This window comes from Rhodopseudomonas sp. (genome assembly GCF_036404135.1).
GTDB lineage: Bacteria > Pseudomonadota > Alphaproteobacteria > Rhizobiales > Xanthobacteraceae > Rhodopseudomonas_A.
Genome location: NZ_DASWPE010000022.1, coordinates 106,573 through 127,172, shown reverse-complemented (window position 1 = coordinate 127,172; position 20,600 = coordinate 106,573). Strand labels below are relative to the sequence as shown.

14 protein-coding genes are annotated in these 20,600 nt (G+C 66.1%); 4 read left to right on the top strand and 10 right to left on the bottom strand.

What is annotated here, in order from left to right:
• Nucleotides 1-99: 99 nt before the first annotated feature.
• The 6 genes from VGC77_RS02970 to VGC77_RS02945 form a co-directional block, all read right to left on the bottom strand.
• Nucleotides 100-1,068 carry a quinone oxidoreductase family protein gene (locus tag VGC77_RS02970; RefSeq protein ID WP_331170070.1) on the bottom strand — a complete coding sequence of 323 codons (969 nt, stop codon included), beginning with the start codon at nt 1,066-1,068 and terminating at the stop codon, nt 100-102.
• Nucleotides 1,069-1,104: 36 nt separating this feature from the next.
• Nucleotides 1,105-1,878 carry a fumarylacetoacetate hydrolase family protein gene (locus VGC77_RS02965; RefSeq protein WP_331170069.1) on the bottom strand — a complete coding sequence of 258 codons (774 nt, stop codon included), beginning with the start codon at nt 1,876-1,878 and terminating at the stop codon, nt 1,105-1,107.
• 181 nt (nt 1,879-2,059) lie between these two features.
• Complete coding sequence (locus VGC77_RS02960) at nt 2,060-3,034, bottom strand: 2-dehydropantoate 2-reductase (RefSeq protein WP_331170068.1); 975 nt, start codon at nt 3,032-3,034, stop codon at nt 2,060-2,062.
• A 174-nt stretch (nt 3,035-3,208) separates the two neighbouring features.
• Nucleotides 3,209-4,495 carry an oxalate/formate MFS antiporter gene (gene oxlT / locus VGC77_RS02955; protein WP_331170067.1) on the bottom strand — a complete coding sequence of 429 codons (1,287 nt, stop codon included), beginning with the start codon at nt 4,493-4,495 and terminating at the stop codon, nt 3,209-3,211.
• A 149-nt stretch (nt 4,496-4,644) separates the two neighbouring features.
• On the bottom strand, nt 4,645-5,922 hold the full coding sequence (gene frc, locus VGC77_RS02950; protein ID WP_331170066.1) for a formyl-CoA transferase: 1,278 nt from the start codon (nt 5,920-5,922) through the stop codon (nt 4,645-4,647).
• Nucleotides 5,923-5,980: 58 nt separating this feature from the next.
• On the bottom strand, nt 5,981-6,676 hold the full coding sequence (locus VGC77_RS02945; RefSeq protein ID WP_331170065.1) for a GntR family transcriptional regulator: 696 nt from the start codon (nt 6,674-6,676) through the stop codon (nt 5,981-5,983).
• A 299-nt stretch (nt 6,677-6,975) separates the two neighbouring features.
• Here VGC77_RS02945 and VGC77_RS02940 point away from each other — a divergent pair, with 299 nt between their 5' ends.
• Together VGC77_RS02940 and VGC77_RS02935 are read left to right on the top strand one after the other, a co-directional pair.
• Nucleotides 6,976-8,838 (top strand): potassium transporter Kup, encoded by a 1,863-nt coding sequence (locus tag VGC77_RS02940; protein ID WP_331170064.1) that lies wholly within the window; start codon nt 6,976-6,978, stop codon nt 8,836-8,838.
• Nucleotides 8,839-8,925: 87 nt separating this feature from the next.
• Nucleotides 8,926-9,810 (top strand): NAD(P)-dependent oxidoreductase, encoded by an 885-nt coding sequence (locus VGC77_RS02935; RefSeq protein WP_331170063.1) that lies wholly within the window; start codon nt 8,926-8,928, stop codon nt 9,808-9,810.
• Between the two features lie 16 nt (nt 9,811-9,826).
• On the opposite strand, the gene VGC77_RS02930 is transcribed toward VGC77_RS02935, so the two are convergent.
• The 4 genes from VGC77_RS02930 to VGC77_RS02915 form a co-directional block, all read right to left on the bottom strand.
• Nucleotides 9,827-11,794, bottom strand: a complete 1,968-nt coding sequence (locus VGC77_RS02930) for an AI-2E family transporter (protein ID WP_331170062.1) — start codon at nt 11,792-11,794, stop codon at nt 9,827-9,829.
• 211 nt (nt 11,795-12,005) lie between these two features.
• Nucleotides 12,006-13,970, bottom strand: coding sequence for a MacB family efflux pump subunit (locus VGC77_RS02925; protein ID WP_331170061.1), 1,965 nt, complete (start codon nt 13,968-13,970; stop codon nt 12,006-12,008).
• A gap of 3 nt (nt 13,971-13,973) precedes the next feature.
• Nucleotides 13,974-15,188 (bottom strand): efflux RND transporter periplasmic adaptor subunit, encoded by a 1,215-nt coding sequence (locus VGC77_RS02920; protein ID WP_331170060.1) that lies wholly within the window; start codon nt 15,186-15,188, stop codon nt 13,974-13,976.
• 189 nt (nt 15,189-15,377) lie between these two features.
• Nucleotides 15,378-16,028 carry a TetR/AcrR family transcriptional regulator gene (locus tag VGC77_RS02915; RefSeq protein WP_331170059.1) on the bottom strand — a complete coding sequence of 217 codons (651 nt, stop codon included), beginning with the start codon at nt 16,026-16,028 and terminating at the stop codon, nt 15,378-15,380.
• 126 nt (nt 16,029-16,154) lie between these two features.
• On the opposite strand from VGC77_RS02915, the gene VGC77_RS02910 reads away from it, so the two are divergent.
• Nucleotides 16,155-17,444, top strand: a complete 1,290-nt coding sequence (locus VGC77_RS02910; protein ID WP_331170058.1) for an efflux RND transporter periplasmic adaptor subunit — start codon at nt 16,155-16,157, stop codon at nt 17,442-17,444.
• The gene (locus tag VGC77_RS02905; RefSeq protein WP_331170057.1) at nt 17,444-20,587 is read left to right on the top strand and encodes an efflux RND transporter permease subunit; all 3,144 of its coding nucleotides are present in this window, start codon (nt 17,444-17,446) and stop codon (nt 20,585-20,587) included. The genes VGC77_RS02910 and VGC77_RS02905 overlap by 1 nt, the downstream gene beginning before the upstream one ends.
• Nucleotides 20,588-20,600 lie beyond the last annotated feature (13 nt).

Genomic DNA, 20,600 nt, shown 5'->3' with positions numbered 1-20,600 from the left:
CACAGGCGTCCGGGGGCCGCTGCGGCGACGGCTGAGAACCGTTCCGAATTGAAACCCGCGTCGCGTCATCACCGTGTCATGCCGCCGCGGCGGTTGACGTCACAGCGTCACCACGATCTTGCCGAGGTGGCGGTTGGCTTCCATATGCCGGAACGCATCGCCGATCTCGGCGAACGGAAACACCCGATCGATCGGCAGTTTCAGCAGGCCGGACTGCACCGCCGGCCACAGATCCTCGCCGACCAGCCGGAAGATCTCGCGGATCTCGGCGAGTGAGCGGCTGCGGAAGGTGACGCCGATATAGCTGATGCGGCGCGCGGCATGCAGATCGAAATTGAAGTCGCCGTGATTGCCGCCGAGCCGGCCGACATTAACGATACGGCCGGTGATCTTGGTGGCCGCCAGATTGGCATTTGCCAGCGGGCCGGAGACCTGATCGATCAGCAAGTCGACGCCATGGCCGCCGGTGGCCTGCAGCACCTGATCGACCCAGCCGGGGCTTGCGGAATCGATCGCGAGGTCGGCGCCGAACCGGCTCAACTGGGCGCGGCGCGGAGCATCGGTCGACGAGCCGATCAAAGGGGCTGCGCCTTTCAGCTTGGCGATTTGCAGCGCCATCAACCCGACGCCGGAACTGGCGCCCTGGATCAGAACCGCTTGTCCGGCCTGCAGCCCGCCATTGCTGACCAGCGCGTTGTGCATCGTGGTCAAGGCCACCGGCAGCGTCGCGGCCTCGGCAAACTCCATCCCCGACGGAATCGTAAACAGCCGGCCGTGATCGGCCAGCGTGTAGTCGGCAAATGCCGCCGCGCCGGAGCCCATCACCCGGTCGCCGACCGCAACGCCGGTGGCGGCGTCGCCGAGCGCTTCGACCTCGCCGGCAAACTCCATGCCGAGCACGGTGCCGGCGCCGCCGGCGCTGCCGTGAACATGGCCCTTGGTCATGCCGAGGTCGGCGCGGTTGAGGCCGCAGGCGCGCACCCGCACCCGTACCTGCGTGCCGGTGGGCGAGGGCTTGGCGACGTCGTTGATCGCGGCGCCGTCGGCGCCGTAGACATAGGCTCGCATAGGTGTCCTTTCGGGTCGCGGGAGGGATGGTCCGCGCTAGCGGTGGAATGCGTTGCTGAGTTCGCCGATGCCGTCGATGGCGATGATCACGGTGTTGACCGGCTCCTTCATCGCGCCGACGCCGACCGAGGTGCCGCAGCAGATCAGGTCGCCGGGCAACAGCGTCATGTCGTGCGAGATCAGGCTGACCAGTTGCTGCGGGCTGAAGATCATGTCGGATACCGGATAGTTCTGCCGCTCGGCGCCGTTGAGGATGGTGCGCACGCTGAGGCCGGCGGGATCGAGGCCGCTGACGATCGCCGGACCGAACGGGCCGAAGCCGTCGAAGCTCTTGGCGCGCGACCATTGCGGGAAGCTCGGATCGCGGTTGAGAATGTCGGCGGCGGTGATGTCGTTGACGCAGGTGTAGCCGAAGATATGGTCGTCGGCCTCGGCGACGGAAATTGCGCCGCAGCGCTTGCCGATCACCACGCCGAGTTCGCCTTCATACACCACCTTGCCGTGATAGGATTTCGGTTGCGCCACCGGCGCGCCCGGCGCGGTGACGCTGGACGGCGCCTTCAGGAAATACAGCGGCTCGGCCGGCTCCGGCTGGTTCAGCTTGGCGGCGAGCGCGTGGAAGTTATTCCACAGCCCGATGATCTTCGAGGGTTCACACGGCGTCAGCAGTTCGACGTCGGCATGCGGCAGCGTTGCGCCGGTCGGCGTCGCCTCGCCGAGCATCTCGCCGCTATGCACGCTGATGAGGGAGTGCGCGATGGTGCCGAAGCCGATCGTATCATTGTGGCGATAGCGAACCCATTTGGTCATGGCGACGCTCCGTTCTCGATTTCCATTTCACGATGCAGCATGTCTGCATCAGAGTTCGTCATTCCGGGGCGCGAGAGCGAAGCTCGAGCGAGCCCGGAATCTTGCTGCAAAGTCCGGCGCGAGATTCCGGGTTCTTTCGCAGCTGTCGCTGCTCACGCCCCGGAATGACGGCCGAGAACGCTTAATACAGTCCCGCCACCTTGGCGCGCTGGATCACCAGGCCGAGCACGGCGTCGATCGCCGGCGTCGGGATCTGCGTCAGCCGCCCCATTTCCTGCACCACGCTCACCAAGGGATCGATTTCCATCGGCCGGCCGCGCTCCAGATCCTGCAGCATCGAGGTCTTGTGCGCGCCGACCTTGCGCGCGCCTTCGATGCGGCGCTCGACGTCGACCCGGAATTTGATGCCGAAGCTTTCGCCGATCGCCTGGGTCTCCAGCATCATCGCCTTCGCCAGCGCACGGGTGGCGGGATCGGAGCAGATCACGTCGAGCGTGGCGTGGGTCAAGGCGCTGATCGGGTTGAAGCAGACATTGCCCCACAGCTTCAGCCAGATCTCGTCGCGGATGCGGTCGAGTACCGGGGCCTTCAGACCGGCGGCTTCGAAAACTTTCGACAGCCGCTCGCAGTCCGCGGAGATTTCGCCGCTCGGCTCGCCGATCGGAAACTTGTCGCCGTAGACGTGTTTGATGACGCCGGGCGCCTCGATCTCGGTCGCCGGATAGACGATGCAGCCGATCGCCCGCTCAGGTCTGAGCTCGCGCCATTGCCGGCCGCCGGGATCGATGCTCTCCAGCGTGGTGCCTTCCAGCTTCCCGCCGTGTTTGTAGAAGTACCAATAGGGCACGCCGTTGACCGCGGTGACGATCCGGGTATGCGGCCCGAGCAGCGGCTGCATCTGGTCGAGCACGCCGGTGATCGAATGCGCCTTGAGGCAGATGATGACGAAATCCTGCACTCCGAGTTCGGCGGGGTTGTCGGTGCAGCGCGGATGCGCCACGCGCTCCTCGCCGCCGATCAACAGCTTCAGGCCGTTGGCCTTCATCGCGGCGAGATGCGCGCCGCGCGCCACCAGGCTGACATCGGCGCCCGACAGCGCCAGTTGCACGCCGAGATAGCCGCCGATCGCGCCGGCGCCGTAGATGCAGACTTTCATGGGGATTCCTCAAGCGGGCGTAGCGGCACCCGCGACAACGTCCGGACTGGTTCGACGACGAACGTGACTGTGGTATACAGTATGCCAATTGTCAACGCGGGGTCACCATCGAGATTCGTTGGCGAGGCGCGTTACGTCAACACGCGCTGGGCGCGGCGCCTCTCTTGGGCCGCATCACGGCCGCGCCGCCGCGATCACCGCGCGGCGCCACGGCTTCAGCACCAACAGCGCCAGCAGCGACGCCACGATGTTGGCGGCGGCGGCGATCAGGAACACCCGGTCCCAGCTGCCTGAAGTTTGCTGCATGATATTGGCGAACGGCACCAAGAGCGCCGCGGTGCCCTTGGCGGTGTACAGCAGGCCGGCATTGGTGGTGGCGAATTTTGCCCCGAAAGTGTCGGTGCAGGTGGAGGGAAACAGCGAATAGATTTCGCCCCAGGCGAAGAACACCAGGCCGGACAATAGCACGAACCACACCGGGTCCTGTCCCAACAGATACAGCGCGTAGATGCCGAGCCCCTCGAGGCCGAAAGCGATGAACATGGTGTTCTCGCGGCCGATCTTGTCGGAGATGAAGCCGAAGAACGGCCGGGTCAGCCCGTTGAGAATGCGATCGATGGTGGCGGCGAAGGTCACCGTGGTCATCGTCATCGCCATCAAGGTCACCGGCACGCTGTCTATCTTCCAGTCGGCGGCGATCGGCTTCAGATTGGCGGTGATCATCAGGCCGCCGGCGCCGACGATGACGAACATGAAGTACATCAGCCAGAAGATCGGATTGCGCATCACCTCGCTCGGCTTGTAATCGCGGCGGGTCTGGATCACCTGGGCGTTACGCACCACCGCCGGCACCTGGCCGGGCTTCGGCGGAAACAGAAAGAACGCCAGGATCACGATGATGACGCCCTGGCCGAGGCCGAAATACAGGAACGTGGTCTGGAAACCGGAATCCCGGATCATCGCCTGGATCGGCGCCACGGTCAGCGCCGAGCCGGCGCCGAAGCCGGCGGCGGTGATGCCGGCGGCCAGCCCGCGCTTGTCGGGAAACCATTTCAGCGCGTTGCCGACGCAGGTGCCGTAGACGCCGCCGGCGCCGATCCCGGCGACGATCATGCCGAGATAGTAGCCGCTCAGCGAGCTGGCCTCGGCGTTGATCGCCCAGCCGATCGCGCACAACACGCCGCCGATCAGCACCACCAGGCGGGGGCCGTATTTGTCGACGAACCAGCCTTCGATCGGCACCAGCCAGGTTTCGAACAGCACGAACAGCGTGAACGCCCACTGGATCGAGGCGCGGTCCCAGCCGAATTTCTTCTGGATGCCAGGGACGAAGAAGGTCCAGCCGTACTGGTAGTTGGCGATCATCACCATGGCGCCGACGCCGATCGCCAATTGCGTCCAGCGATAGGCGTCGCTGACGCGCGCAACAGCCGGCCTCGCGGCTTGAACCGTATCCGTCATCGTCTCTCCCCTGGCCGCCTCCATCTGTGGGGAGGGCATGCGTACGCCATTCTGGTATGCGATATGCCAGAGCGCAAGCTCTTTGGGAGTGATTTGGCGGCCGTTAGCAGCGTGGCCGCGGGTGCAACGGCTCGCCGCCGGCGCGGCCGCTATTCCGCGGCGGCCTTGCGCGCCGGTTCCAGCGCGCCGGAATCGTGGATCTCGGCGACTTGCTGATCGCTGAAGCCGAGCACCTGGCGCAGGATCTCGTCGGTATGCTCGCCGAGCAGCGGCGAGCGCGCCACCTCGGTCGGACTATCCGACAGCTTGATCGGGTTGCCGACCGACAGATACTTGCCGCGCGTGGGGTGATCAACCTCGACCACGGTGCCGGTGGCGCGCAGCGATTGATCCTCGGCCAGTTCCTTCATCGACAGGATCGGCCCGCAGGGAATGTCGTCCTGGTTGAGGACCTCCATCGCCTCGAACTTGGTCTTGGTCATGGTCCATTCTTCGATCCGCGCGAAGATCGAATTGAGATGCTTCAGCCGAGCCGCCGGCTTGGCGTATTCGGGATGGGTCTTCCACTCCGGCTCGTTGATCACGTCGCAGATCTTCTCCCACACCGGGGCCTGGGCGATGAAATAGATGTAAGCGTTGGGATCGGTCTGCCAGCCTTTGCACTTCAGGATGCGGCCCGGCTGGCCGCCGCCGGAATCATTGCCGGCGCGCGGCACCGAGTCGCCGAACGGGATGCCTTCGCCGAACTGGCTGTATTCCTTCAGCGGGCCGTGCGCGAGCCGCTGCTGATCGCGCAATTTCACCCGCGACAAATTCAGGACGCCGTCCTGCATCGCCGCGGTGACCTTCTGGCCGCGGCCGGTCACCGTGCGCTGATACAACGCGGTGACGATGCCGAGCGCGAGATGCAGGCCGGTGCCCGAGTCGCCGATCTGCGCGCCGGTGACCAGCGGCAGGCCGTCGCGGAAGCCGGTGGTCGACGCCGCGCCGCCGGTGCATTGCGCGACGTTCTCGTAGACCTTGCAGTCCTCATAGGGGCCGGGGCCAAAGCCCTTGATCGAGGCGACGATCATCTTCGGGTTGAGGCTTTGAATCTTCTCCCAAGGAAAGCCCATGCGGTCGAGCACGCCGGGGCCGAAATTCTCCACCAGCACGTCGCAGCTCTTGATCAGCGCGGTCAGCACCTCCTTGCCCTTGGGGTTCTTGGTGTCCAGCGTGATCGAGCGCTTGTTGTGGTTCAGCATGGTGAAATACAGGCTGTCGACGTTGGGGATGTCCTGCAATTGCCCGCGGGTAATGTCGCCGACGCCGGGGCGCTCGACCTTGATCACGTCGGCGCCGAACCAGGCCAGCAATTGCGTGCAGGTCGGCCCGGACTGGACATGGGTGAAGTCCAGAATGCGAACGCCGTTCAGCGCCTTGGTCATGTCGTGCTCCGTGGTCGGTCGGGCCCAGCGGGTGGGCGGAAGAGGGGCGGCGACCCCATCAGCGAAACAGTTCCTGCCCCTGTGTCTCGACATAGGCGGCAAGCCGCAGCGTGTGGTCGCGCGACAATTTCTCGGCGCGTTCGGTGTCGCGCTCCTCGAGCGCTTCGATGATGCCGAGGTGTTCGGGCAGCGAGGCGGCGATGCGATCGGCGCGGCCGATCGTCAGCTGCCGATAGCCGCGGACGTGCAGCAGGATGTCGGTGGTCATATCGACCAGCGTCGGTGACTCGCTGAGCGAAATCAGCGCCTGGTGGAAGGCGATGTTGGCGCGGGAATATTCCTCGATGTGATCCTGCGGCAGCCGGTCTGGGCTGAACGCCTTGAAGGAATCGCGCAATGCCGAGATGTCTTTCTTGCGGGCCATGGTGGTGATCAGCCGCGCCGCCATGCTCTCCAGCGCCGCCCAGGCCCTGATCATGTCGACGATCTCGGCCTTGGTCTTGCGCACCACGACGATGCCGCGCCGCGGCACGATCTTGACGAAGCCGTCCTGCTCCAGCATCGCGATGGCTTCGCGGATCGGGGTGCGGCTGACGCCGAGCCGTTCCGACAGCGCGCGCTCGTCGAGCATGATCGGCTCCGGCGTGGCGTAGATGTCCATCTTCAGGATGGCTTCCTTCAAGGCGCCATAGGCCTTGGTCTTGAAGCTGGTTTCCGGCGCGATCCGAACGATCGCAAGATCTGCCTCTGCCATGCCGTCCGCCCTTCGGCCTATCGCCCGCTGGCTTCATTCTGTGGCATACCAGATGCCACGGCGTCAAGGCGCGGCCGGCGCGGTGTGGGCGAAGGTCGCGTTGGCAGTCGCAACGTCGTGATCTAAATCAAGCGCGGCGGCGATCGGCCGTGGAAAGCATTTCGAGACCATGATCGTCGCGACATGAGAGTGGCGCCCTTGCGAAACCAAGGCTCACATTTTCCGATGTAGAGCGTGCCGGGATATTCGATTTCAGATTCAGCCCTGCCACGCATGGAAATTTCAGCCGGGGACACGCGATGAGCCAGAACACCAAGGGCGCCGGACTGCTGATCAGCGCCATCGGCGTGGTCTATGGCGACATCGGCACCAGCCCGCTCTATGCGTTGAAGGAAACCTTCGCCGGCCACCACCCGATCGCGGTGACGCCGGACAATGTGTTCGGCGTGCTGTCGCTGGTGTTCTGGACGGTGATGCTGCTGGTCACGGTGAAATATGTCATCGTCATCATGCGCGCCGACAACCACGGCGAGGGCGGCAGCCTGGCGCTGTTGGCGCTGGTCACCGAACTGACCAGGGGCTACCGGGTCTACTATCCCCTGATGCTGCTCGGCGTGATCGCCGCGGCGCTGTTCTACGGCGACAGCATGATCACCCCGGCGATCTCGGTGCTCAGCGCGGTCGAAGGCCTCGAAGTGGTGACGCCGACGCTGACGCCTTACGTGGTGCCGATCACCGCGGTGGTGCTCACCGGCCTGTTCATGATCCAGAAGCGCGGCACCGGCCTGGTCGGCAAGCTGTTCGGCCCGGTGATGTGCTTGTGGTTCGTGGTGCTGGCGGTGCTCGGCGTCATCAATATCGTCCATGCGCCGCACGTGCTTGGCGCGATCAATCCGGTGCACGCCGCGGCCTTCATCGTCAAGCACCCGATGATGAGCTTCTTCGCGCTCGGCTCGATCGTGCTGGCGGTCACCGGCGGTGAGGCGCTGTACACCGACATGGGCCATTTCGGCCGCTTCCCGATCCGGGTGGCGTGGTTCCTCCTGGTGCTGCCGGCGCTGCTGCTGAACTATTTCGGCCAGGGCGCGCTGTTGATCACCGATCCCGGCGCGATCCAGAACCCGTTCTTTCGGCAGGTGCCGGAATGGCTGGTGATGCCGATGGTCGGGCTTGCCACCTGCGCCACGGTGATCGCCTCGCAGGCGGTGATCTCCGGCGCCTATTCGGTGGCGCGCCAGGCGATCCAATTGGGGTTGCTGCCGCGGATGACCATCGTCCACACCTCCGGCGAGGAGGAGGGCCAGATCTACGTGCCGTTCACCAATTGGACGCTGTACCTCGCGGTGATGGCGCTGGTGGTCGGCTTTCAGTCGTCGAGCAATCTCGCCGCCGCCTATGGCATCGCGGTCACCGGCACGATGATGATCGACACCATCCTGGTCGCCTTCGTGATGGCGCTGATGTGGCGCTGGCACTGGATCGCCGTGGCGGCGGTCGCCGGCACGCTGCTGCTGGTCGATCTCGCCTTCTTCACCGCCAACATCATCAAGGTGGCGCAGGGCGGCTGGTTTCCGCTGTTCATCGGCGTGTTGTCGTTCACGGTGCTGACCACCTGGCGGCGCGGCCGCGAACTGGTGCGCGAGCAGGTCAAGAAACTGGCGGTGCCGCTCGACGTGGTGATGCGCGCGCTCGGCCCCAACGTATCGCGGGCGCGCGGCACCGCGGTGTTTCTTACTGCCGCTACCGACGGCGTGCCGCCGGCGCTGTTGCACAATCTCAAGCACAACCAGACCGTTCATCAGCGCGTCGTGCTGGCGACGGTGATGACCGCGGACACGCCCTACGTTCCCGACAGCGAGCGCGTCACCATGACCGACCTCGGCGACGGCTTCCATCGGCTGATCATCCGCTACGGCTTCATGCAGACCCCCGACGTGCCGGCGGCGTTGGCGCTGTGCAAGGCGTTCGGCCAGGAGTTCAACATGATGGCGACGTCGTTCTTTCTGTCCCGCGAGACCTATGTGCCGAGCCTCAATCCCGGCATGGCGCATTGGCGGGAGCGGCTGTTCACCTTCATGACCTTGAACGCCACGCGCGCCACCATCTTCTTCAAGATCCCCACCGACCGCGTCGTCGAACTCGGCACACAGCTGGAAATTTGACGCGGCGCGCGGCGATCGGCGATGTGAACGGCGCCGTCATTTCGATCTGCTACAATCGAGCGCAGAAATTCAGTGGAGATTGAGTCGATGAAGATCGGTGTGATCGGGTTGGGGCAGATGGGCGTCGGCATGGCGGCGTCGCTGGTGAAGGCGGGGCATCAGGTGACCGTATACAATCGCAGCCGCGGCAAGGCCGAGGCGCTGGCCAAGCAGGGCGCGATCGTCGCCGGCAGCGTCGCCGAGGCCTGCCGCGGCGACGCCGTGCTCACCATGCTGGCCAATGACGCCGCGCTCGAAGCCGTGCTCGGCGGCGACCATGGCGTGCTGGCGTCGCTGGCCAAGACCGCGGTGCATATCTCCTCGAGCACCATCAGCGTCAAACTGGCCGAGCGGCTGACCGCCGACCACGCGGCCGCCGGGCAACTGTTTCTGGCGGCGCCGGTGTTCGGCCGGCCCGAGGTCGCGGCGGCCGGTGAATTGGCGGTGGTGGCCGCCGGCAGCGAGGCCGCGCTCGCCGCCGCTCAGCCGGCGTTGGACGCGATCGGCCGGCGCACCTTCGTGATCGCGTCGACGCCGAAGTCGGCCAGCCTGGTCAAACTGAGCGGCAATTTCCTGATCGCCTCGGTGATCGAATCGCTCGGCGAGGCGATGGCGCTGGTCGCCAAGGACGGTATCGATCGCCAGCAATATCTCGAGATTCTCACCTCGACGCTGTTCGGCGCGCCGGTCTACAAGACCTATGGCCAACTGATCGCCGACGGCAAGTTCGAGCCGGCCGGCTTTGCCGCGCCGCTCGGCTACAAGGACGTCGGTCTGGTGCTGGCCGCGGCCGGCGATCTTCGGGTGCCGATGCCGGTGGCGAGCCTGTTGCGCGACCGCTTCTTGCGATTATTGGCGGACGGCGGCGAGCACCTCGACTGGTCGGCGATCGGCGGCTTGGCCGCGCGCGACGCCGGCGGGGCCGGCCGATAGCGACGCGTCGTTCGGCCTAAGCCGACTGCAGCGACATCACCGGGGCGACGCTTTCCGGCGCCGGCTGATCGCTGGAGGCCTCGGCAATGCAGATCGCGGTGGCGTCGCGCAACGTCCCCGCGACGAAGTCCGCATTGGCGCCGTCGCGCAGCGCCTCCAACTGGCTGGCGTCGCCTTCATTGTTCCAGCAGCCCAGCATGATCTTGGCGCCGGGCAGTTTGCGGCGCAGCCGGCGCACCGCGTAGCGCAGATGCGCCGAACTGCTGCTGTCGAGATAGGACAGGCAGACCAGCGCGACGCCGGCCGGATCGAGCCGGAAGATGTTCTTGGTCGACAGCGCATCGGCGCTTTCCACCTTTGCCCCGAGGCCGTGGGCGGTACACAATTGGGCGAGCAGCGTTGCGGCGGATTCATCGAGCGCGGTGCGGCCGGCGATGAACAATAGCGGCTGTTCGCCGCGCCACGCCGGGGCGCGATCGGCTGGCGCCAGCACCGGCAGATCCTCGTCGCGGGTGCCCTGCGCCTGCTCGACCGCGGCGATGGCTTCGGCGTCCTCGGTCGCCCCGCTCGGCTCGCGGTCCTTCTGGTCGGACAGATCGTTGGCCAGTTCGATCACCGCATCGCGGATCTTCAGCATCCGGGCCGGGTCCAACGCCTCGCGGTCGAGATCGACCTGCGCCAGTTTCAGCCCCTTGATCGCGACCTCGTCGAAATACGACGCCAGCGATCGCTCCTTGAGAAACTCTTCCGCCTTCTCGGTGGCCTCGGTGGGATCGCCCGCCAGCATGCGCTGATAGAAGATTTCCGGCGGCGACAGCGCCGGGCGGTCGCCGAACATGATGTCGAGAAACGCCAGCCGTTCGACGTGGCGGCCGAGTACCACCAGGCACACCGTCAGCGGCGTCGCCAGCACCAGCCCGATCGGCCCCCACAGCGCGGTCCAGAACGTCGCCGACACCACCACGGCGACCGCCGACAGCCCGGTGCTGCGGCCATATAGCAACGGCTCGACCACCTGGGCGATGATCGGTTCGATGACGAAGAACAACGCCGCGGTCCACGCCAGCATGCTCCAGCCCGGATCGACGGCGGCGGCCAGCGCCAGCGGGAAGGCGGCGGCGATCACCGAGCCGATATAGGGTACGAAGCGCAGCACCATCGCCAGGATGCCCCACAAAATCGCGCTGGGAATCCCGATCACCCACAGCCCGCAGCCGATCAGGATGCCGAACCCGGCATTGACCAGCAGCTGATTGAGAAACAGCCGGCTGAGCCGGGCGGCGGCGTCGTCGAGCGCGGCCGTGGTGCGCTGCAGGTCGTGCGAACCGGCGAGCCGGATCAGCCGGTTTCGCAAATCCTCGCGCTGGATCAGGATGAAGATCACGAAGATCACGATGATGCCGGTGGTGGCGAGCGGCGACACCAAGGGCGCGATCAGCGAGCGGATGCTTTCCAGCGCGCCGGGATCGGGCTGCCTCACTTCGACCGGCACCGGCGCCACCGCCGGGCGGACCGGGCCGGCGCCGAGCTGCGTCGAGGGCGCCAAGCGGGCGCCGTTCGGTTTATCGAGCTCCTTGCTGAGATCCTGCAGCATGTCGGCGGCGCGTTCCAGCGTGCCGCTGCCGACGGTGACGCCGCGCAGCGACTGGATCTTGGATTGGATGGTGGATTCGTAGCGCGGCAGTTCTTCCGCGAGGTGGGCGAGTTGGCTCGCCACCAGGCTGCCCAGGCCGAAAATGATCGCGAAGGCCAACAGCACCACGCCCACCACGGCGCCGCCGCGTGGCACATGAGCCCGCTGCAGCAGCGCCACCGGCGGCGCCAGCACGAAGCTCAGCAAGATCGCCAGCGCTACGGGCACAAAAATCTCCCGCCCGAGATACAGCGCCATGACGATGATCACCGCCAGGATCGCCAGCGCCACGGCGCCGACCAGCGGCACCACGTCTTCCAGCGTTTTCGCTTTCGCCAATTTTGCGACCATGGTCAGACTCGTCTCGCGTGGCCGCTCGGATTGACCCGTTCACCGACATCAGATGCCGATGGGACCGCGGCGCGCCGGGGCTTGCCGCAATTCCACGCGCCGCCGCGTCGCGAAGATCTCATGCCGAAAACGCTCAAATGGGCTACGCCAGACAATGGGATGACGGCGGCTTTGTTCCCGCAGTTGCGAAAATGCGCCGCGGCGGCGCGGCTCAGTCGCGTGACAACGCCGCCAGCGGATCGAGGAACGAGGCCTGCCGCGCCGGCAGATAGCCGAACACCACGCCGATCCCGGTCGAGCAGATGAACGCGGCCACGATCGAGCCTGTGGACAGGCCGAGCTGAAACATCGGCACGGCTGCGTTGAAGGTCGCGGCGAGGCCGTAAGCCACGCCGACGCCGAGCCCGCCGCCGATCAGGCACACCATCACCGCCTCGATCAGGAATTGCTGCAGGATGTCGCTGCGCCGCGCGCCGACCGCCATCCGCACGCCGATCTCGCCGACCCGTTCCGACACCGACACCAGCATGATATTCATCACGCCGATGCCGCCGACCACCAGCGAGATCACCGCGATTGCCGCGATCATCAGCGTCAGCGTCTCGGTGGTCGAGGTGATGGTCTTGCGGATGTCGTCGGTGTTGAGAATCACGAAATCCTTCAGCCGGTGCCGCACCGTCAGAAACCGGGTGACGTCCTGTTCGGCGGATTTGGTGCTGACCTCGTCATTGACCTTCACCAGGATGCTGCGCAGCGATGAGTTGCCGAGAAAGCGCGCCTGCACCGTGGCGTAGGGCAGATACACCGAGAGATTCTGGCTGGAGCCGAAGCCGCCCTGCTGCTGCTGGGTGACGCCGATGATCCGGCACGGCACCCGGCCGACCAGAATGACCTTGCCGATCGGGCCGTCCGGATCGTCGCTGAAGAAGGTCTGCCTGGTCTTTTCGTCGATCACCACGTCCTGGCTGACGTCGCGTAGTCCGCTCGCATCGAAGAACCGCCCGGCCGACAGCTTGGTGCCTTTGACCGCGAAATACTGCTCGCCGACGCCGTTGACCAGCGCGTTGGATTCCAGCGGGCCGTGCCGCAAGGTGCTACTGGTCGACACCGTCGGCGTCACGCCGTCGATGTAAGGCTGCTGCAGCAGGGCGCGCGCATCCGCCAGCACCAGCGTCTTGATCTTGGAGGAGCGCACGTCGCCGAGATCCTTGCCGGGAAAAATCTCGATCGTGTTGGTGCCGAGGCTGGAAATGTCGGCCAGCACCTTGCGCTTGGCGGCGTCGCCGACCGCGACGATGAACACCACCGAGGCGATGCCGATGATGATGCCGAGCATGGTGAGGAAGGTGCGCAGCCGATGCGCCGCCATCGCCAGCATCGCCATCCGGAACGCTTCGCCGACGCGATCGAGCCCGCTTTGCCAGGGCCAGCGCGATCGGCGTGGTGGCGCGGCGGCAGCGGCTGGCGCCGCGGCCGCGGCAGCCGCGGTCGATGTGGCGCGGTCGGAGACCACGACGCCGTCGCTGAGTTCGATGATCCGCCGGGCGCGCGCGGCGACCGAGGCGTCGTGGGTGACGATGATCACGGTCTTGCCGTCGGCGTGCAGCTCGTCGAGAATCCGCAGCACCTCGTCGCCGCTGCGGCGGTCGAGCGCGCCGGTCGGCTCGTCGGCCAGGATGACGTCGGCGCCGTTCATCAGCGCGCGGGCGATCGAGACGCGTTGCTGCTGGCCGCCGGAGAGCTGATTCGGCCGGTGGCTGGCGCGGTCGGTGATGCCGAGCCGCGCCAACAGCCCGTTGGCGCGGTCGCGCCGCTCGGTGCTGCTCTGGCCGGCGTAGATCGCCGGGATTTCGACATTGCCGAGCGCGGTCAGTTCCGGCAGCAGATGATAGCGCTGGAAGATGAAGCCGAAATGCTCGCGGCGCAGCGCCGCCAGTTCGTCCGGATCGAGCGAGGCGGTCTCGCGGCCGGCGATCTGATAGCTGCCCGAACTCGGCCGATCGAGGCAGCCGAGAATATTCATCAGCGTCGACTTGCCGGAGCCCGACGCGCCCATCACCGCGACCATCTCGCCGGGCTCGATGGTGAGGTCAAGGTCGCGCAGCGCCACCACGGTCGCCTCGCCGGAAGGATATTCGCGGCGCAGCCCGCGCAGCACGATGGTCGAACGCGCCATGGCTCACATTCCCGGCGGCGGCGGGCGCGGCGGGGAGGAGGGCTGCGCGTCGGTCGCGGCCTTGCGGATCACCACTTGGTCGCCGGCGGCGAGACCGGCGGTGACTTCCGCCGCAAGCTTGTTGTTGAGGCCGATGCGCACCGCGCGCGACGCCACCGCGCCGCCCGGCTCCATCACCTCGACCTGATAGCTGCCGTCGGCGTTGCGCTGCGCCAGCGCCGCCGACGGAATCGTCAGCGCCTGCTGCACCTGCGCCACCACGACATAGACCTCCGCGGTCATGTAGGTGCGCAGCCGGCCGTCGGAATTCGGCGCGGTGAAGATGCCGTTGTAGTAGATCGCCGAGGTCGAGGTCGATGACGAGGTCGAGCTGCTGGTGGTGGTGCTGGTGGAACTGAAGCTGCTGTCGTTCTTGATCGATTCCGGCGCCGGCTCGATGAAATCCAGCCGCGCGCCATAGCGATGATCGGGGTCGCCGAGGATGGTGAAATACACCTCCTGGCCCGGCCGGACCTTGATCACGTCGACCTCGGAAATCTCGGCGCGGATCGTCATCATCTCGACCTGGCCCAGGATGACGATGGTCGGCGCCGACTGCACCGCGTTGACGGTCTGGCCTTCCTGGGTCACCACCGACAGCACGGTGCCGTCGATCGGCGCGATGATCTTCGTGTAGTCGAGATTGACCCGGGCGTTGTCCACCGAGACCTGGGCTTCGGTGATCTGGGCGTCGAGTGCGGCGATCTGCGCGCGGGTCTGCTTGACGGTGGCGTCCGCGGTGTCGAAATCGGCGCGCGAGGTGGCCTTCTGCGCGAAGGTCAGCTGATGGCGGCCCAGCGAGGCCTCGGCCAGCGCCAGCGTGGCTTCTTTCTCGGCGCGCTGCGCATGCATGTTCTGCAGCGCGGCTTCCGAGGTGCGCAGATCGTTCTGCCGGGTGACCGGATCGATCTGCGCGATCAGGTCGCCCTGTTTGACCTTGTCGCCGATCTGGACCTTGAGCGAGAGCACGCGTCCGGACACCTGGGCGCCGACCGCGACCATCTTGATCGGCTTCAGCGTGCCGCTGGCCAGCACGGTTTCCTCGAGGTCGGCGATCTTGGCGGCCGCCGTCACCAGGTTCTCCGCCGGCTTCGGAAACAGCCTGGCCTTGATCATCCATCCCGCGACGGCTGCGACGATCAGGACGAGCACAATCGCGACGCGGCGGGTCTTGAACATGTCTGAGTGGTCCCTCGGCGCCACGACGGCCCGCCTGCTACAACTTTGGTATTCACGTCCACGACTTCGCCGCGGAGTCAACCGGATGCCGGCGCCGCGGCGGTTAACAATCGGACAGGAGAGACGAAATTGCTCAGTCTTGCTCGCGATCGTGTTCGCAAACTGCGCGACGTTGCCCGATGTGTCCGGTCAGCGCGGACGCACGCCGTTGAGAAACACGGCGATGCAGCGCCGGATATGCGCGTTGCGGTCGTCATCGCCGGGCCAGTTGAGATTGTCGACGGTCTTGAACGCAATGGCGCCAAAGATCATGTCCATCAGGATCCGCGCGGCGCTGTGCGGATCGTCGATCGCGATCGCTCCGCGTGATGCCTGCGCCGCCAGCCAGCCGGCGAGTTCGGTCCGCGACTTGTCGGCGCCGTGGCGCCGCACGATCTCGCCGAGCTCGGGGGATTGATGGGCCTCCAGCATCACCAGGCGCAGCAGCGCGACGCGGTCCTTGTCGGCCTGCGGATCGATGTCGATCCGGAAGATCGCCTCCAGCGCGCGGTCGAGCGGCAGCCCATCATAATCGCCGGGCAGCGCAAGCATCGCCTGCCGATGCAGGTCGACGATCGCGGCAAACAGCGCCGGCTTGCCGGGAAACAGCCGATACAGCGTGTGCTTGGAGATCCGGCAGCGCGCCGCGACCTCGTCGGTGGTGGTGCGGCCATAACCCTTCTGCAGAAACAGCTGCCGCGCGCAATCGGCGATCAAGCTGCGCTGGGCGTCGTCCGGCCGCAATTTCGGCCGCCCGCGCTGGCGCGGCTTGTCCAACGCAGGCGGCAAAGAGGCGGCCATGATGAAACCCCGTAATTTTCGCTGGATGTCTCAGAATTAATGTTGATGCAGGATGCCCGCGATTGACTGCCCGGCCGATCGATAATAACGGTACTTAATCGTACTGTAAATAAGGCGACGATGCCCTTGATCCGATTTATCTCAACGTGGCGGACCAGCCACCCATCGCCCCGTCGTGCCGCGCTCGGCGGCAGCCTGCTGCTGGGCTTGCTGCTCGGCGGTTGCGGACAGGACCAGGGCGCGGCGCAGAAGGCCAGCCCGCCGCGGCCGGAGGTTAGCGTGGTGACGCTGCATCCGCAATCGGTGGCGATCACCACCGAGCTTGCGGGGCGCACCACGGCGTCGCTCACCGCGGAGGTGCGGCCGCAGGTCAATGGCATCATCCAGACCCGGTTGTTTCAGGAAGGCAGCGAGGTCGCAGCCGGCGCCGAACTGTATCAGATCGATCCGGCGAGCTATCAGGCGGCCTATGACAGCGCGGTGGCGGCGCAGCAGAAGGCCGAGGCCTCGGTGCCGAGTGCGGCCGCCAAGGTCGAGCGCTATCAGAACCTGGTCAAGCAGAACGCGGTCAGCAAGCAGGATTACGACGACGCCGTGGCGACGCTGGCGCAGGCCAAGGCCGACGTCGCCTCGGCCAAGGCCAGCGTGGAAACCGCCCGCATCAATCTCGAATACACCAAGATCGTGGCGCCGATCGGCGGCCGGATCGACAAATCCTCGCTGACCCCCGGCGCGCTGGTGACCGCGAGCCAGACCACCGCGCTGACCACGATCCGCAAGCTCGATCCGATCAATGTCGATGTCACCGAGTCCAGCACCAATCTGTTGAACTGGCGGCAAGCCGTGCAGGACGGCCGGATCAAATACACCGGCCCCGACGTCAGCATCAAACTGAAGCTCGATAACGGCACGATCTACGCGCAGACCGGCAAATTGGCGTTCTTCGAATCCAACGTCAGCGAGAGCACCGGCACCTTCGCGCTGCGCGCCGAATTTCCCAATCCCGACCGGCTGTTGCTGCCCGGCATGTATGTCCGCGCGCTGATCGAGGAGGGCGTCGCCGAGAACAGCTTCGTGGTGCCGCAACGCGGCGTCACCCGCAACACCAAGGGCGAAGCCACCGCAATGATCGTCACTGCGGAGGGCAAGGTCGAGCAGCGGGTGCTGAGCGTCGGCAAGAGCGTCGGCAACAACTGGCTCGCCAACGCCGGCGTCAAGGACGGCGACCGCGTCATCGTCGAGGGCACCCAATTGGTGCGGCCGGGCCAGGACGTCACCGCCGTCGAGGTCACGATCGACGAGAACACCGGCGAGGTGCGCGCCCGCAAGCAGGGATCGTTGCGTCCGTCCGAGATGGAGCGGTTCGCGCAGGGCGATGATCAACCGAACAGCGTCGTCACGGCCGGAAACCAGTGATGTCGCGATTTTTCATCGACCGGCCGATCTTCGCCTGGGTGATCGCCATCACCATCATGCTCGGCGGCCTGCTGGCGCTGCGCACCCTGCCGGTGGCGCAATATCCGCAGATCGCGCCGACCACGGTGCGGATCACCGGCACCTATGCCGGCGCCGACGCCCAGACCGTGGAGAACTCGGTCACCAAGGTGATCGAGCAGGGCATGACCGGGATCGACAATCTCGACTACATGACCTCGACCTCGACCTCCACCGGGCAGTCGCAGATCACCCTGACCTTCACCAGCGCCGCCAATCCCGACGTCGCGCAGATGCAGGTGCAGAACAAGCTGCAACTGGTCACCGCGCTGTTGCCGCAGATCGTGCAGAGCACCGGGCTGTCGGTCACCAAATCCTCCACCGGATTTCTGATGGTGATCGGCTTCGTCTCCACCGACGGCAAATTGTCGTCGATTGATCTCGCCGACTACGTCAACAGCACGCTGAACGACACCTTGAAGCGGATCGGCGGCGTCGGCGACACCCAGCTGTTCGGCTCCGGCTACGCGATGCGGATCTGGCTCAACCCGGACAAGCTCGCCAAATACGCGCTGATGCCGAGCGACGTCGAGACCGCGATCGAGGCGCAGAACACCCAGGTCTCCGCCGGCCAGCTCGGCGGCCTGCCGGCGCGGGCCGGCCAGCAGCTCAACGCCACCGTCACCGCGCGCAGCCGGCTGCAGACCGCCGAGCAGTTCCGCAACATCATCCTGAAGAGCGCCACCGACGGCTCGCTGGTGCGGCTCAACGACGTCGCCGACGTCGAGCTCGGCGCCGAAAGCTACACCACCAGCGCGGCCTATAACGGCATGCCGGCAGCCGGCCTCGCGGTCAATCTGGCGACCGGCGCCAACGCCATCAGCACCGCGGAGGCCGTGCAGTCCACCATCGCCCGGCTGTCCTCGACCTTCCCGCAGGGCGTCACCGTGGTCTATCCCTACGACACCACGCCGTTCGTGCGGCTGTCGATCGAAGAGGTGGTGAAGACGCTGATCGAGGCGATCGCGCTGGTATTCGTGGTGATGTTCGTGTTCCTGCAGAACATCCGCGCCACCATCATCCCGACCATCGCGGTGCCGGTGGTGCTGCTCGGCACCATCGGCGTGCTGTCGATCTTCGGCTACTCGATCAACACCCTGACGATGTTCGCGATGGTGCTGGCGATCGGCCTGTTGGTCGACGACGCCATCGTGGTGGTGGAGAACGTCGAGCGGGTGATGCAGGAGGAGGGGCTGTCGCCGAAACAGGCGACCCGCAAATCCATGGACGAGATCACCGGGGCGCTGGTCGGCATCGCCACCGTGCTGTCGGCGGTGTTCATTCCGATGGCGTTCTTCGGCGGTTCGGTCGGGGTGATCTATCGGCAGTTCTCCATCACCATCGTCTCGGCGATGGTGCTGTCGGTGATCGTCGCCTTGATCCTGACGCCGGCGTTGTGCGCCACCATCCTGCGCAAGCCCGAAGTGCATGCCACCGGCAAAGGCCTGTTCGGCTGGTTCAACCGCAGCTTCGATCGCGGCGCGCAGGCCTATCGCCGCGGCGCCGCCGGCGTGATCGCGCGCTCGCTGCGGTTCGGCCTGGTGTTCATCGCCATCACCGTGGCGATGGGGGTGATCTTCGCGCGGCTGCCGAATTCGTTCCTGCCGCAGGAGGACCAGGGCATCCTGATCACCAGCGTGCAGCTGCCGGTCGGCGCCACCCAGGATCGCACGCTGCGGGTGCTCGACCAGGTCCGCGACTATTACGCCACCCAGGAGAAGGACGCCGTCGAGAGCGTGTTCACCACCGCGGGCTTCGGCTTTTCCGGCCAGGGCCAGAACATCGGCATCGCCTTCATCCGGCTGAAACCGTTCGCGCAGCGCAAGACCGCCGCGGTGTCGGCTCAGGCGGTGGCCGGGCGCGCGATGCGGACCTTCAGCAAATTCAAGGACGGCCGGATCTTCGCGCTGGCGCCGCCGGCGATCCAGGGCATGGGCACCTCGAACGGCTTCGACTTCTATCTGCAGGACATCAACGGCGCCGGCCACGCCAAGCTGATCGAGGCCCGCAACACGTTGCTGGCCGGCGCCGCGCAGAGCAAGCAGCTCGCCAACACCCGGCCGAACGGTCAGGAGGACGAGCCGCAATTCTCCGTCACCATCGACCAGGAGAAGGCCAGCGCGCTCGGCGTCGGGCTTGGCGACATCAACGCCACGCTGTCGACCGCCTGGGGCAGCGACTACGTCAACGACTTCATCGATCGCGGCCGGGTCAAGAAGGTCTATCTGCAGTCGGCCAAGGATTTTCGCATGCAGCCCGACGATCTGGGGCGCTGGTATGTGCGCAATTCCTCGAGCGTGATGGTGCCGTTCTCGGCGTTCGCCTCCGGGCAATGGAGCTTCGGCTCGCCGCGGCTGGAGCGCTACAACGGCTCCTCCGCGGTGGAAATTCAGGGCGAGGCCGCGGCCGGCATCAGCTCGGGTTCGGCGATGGACGAGATCGACGCGCTGGTCAGCCAGTTGCCGGCCGGCTACGGCCACGAATGGACCGGGCTGTCGGCGCAGGAGCGGCTGTCGAGCAACCAGGCCGCCTCGCTCTACGCCATCTCCGTGGTGGTGGTGTTTCTCTGCCTCGCGGCGCTGTATGAGAGCTGGGCGATTCCGCTCGGCGTGATGCTGGCGGTGCCGATCGGCATCTTCGGCGCGTTGCTGGCGGCGCTGCTGTTCGGGCAGACCAACGACGTCTATTTCAAGGTCGGGCTGTTGACGACGATCGGTCTGGCGGCCAAGAACGCCATTCTGATCATCGAATTCGCGCTGGAGCGGCAGGCCTCCGGTCTGCCGCTGGTCGAGGCCACGCTGGAGGCGGCGCGGCAGCGGCTGCGCCCGATCCTGATGACCTCGTTCGCGTTCATCCTCGGCGTCACGCCGCTGGCGATCGCGTCGGGCGCGGGCTCCGGGGCGCAGAATTCGATCGGCATCGGGGTGATGGGCGGCATGATCGCGGCGACCGCGCTCGGCATCTTCTTCGTGCCGCTGTTGTTCGTCGTGGTGCGCCGGCTGTTCAAGGGCAAGCCGGCGGTGGATGCTGCGTCGCCGGCCGATCCTGCGCAGGAGCAGGCGTAACATGGGGTTTCAA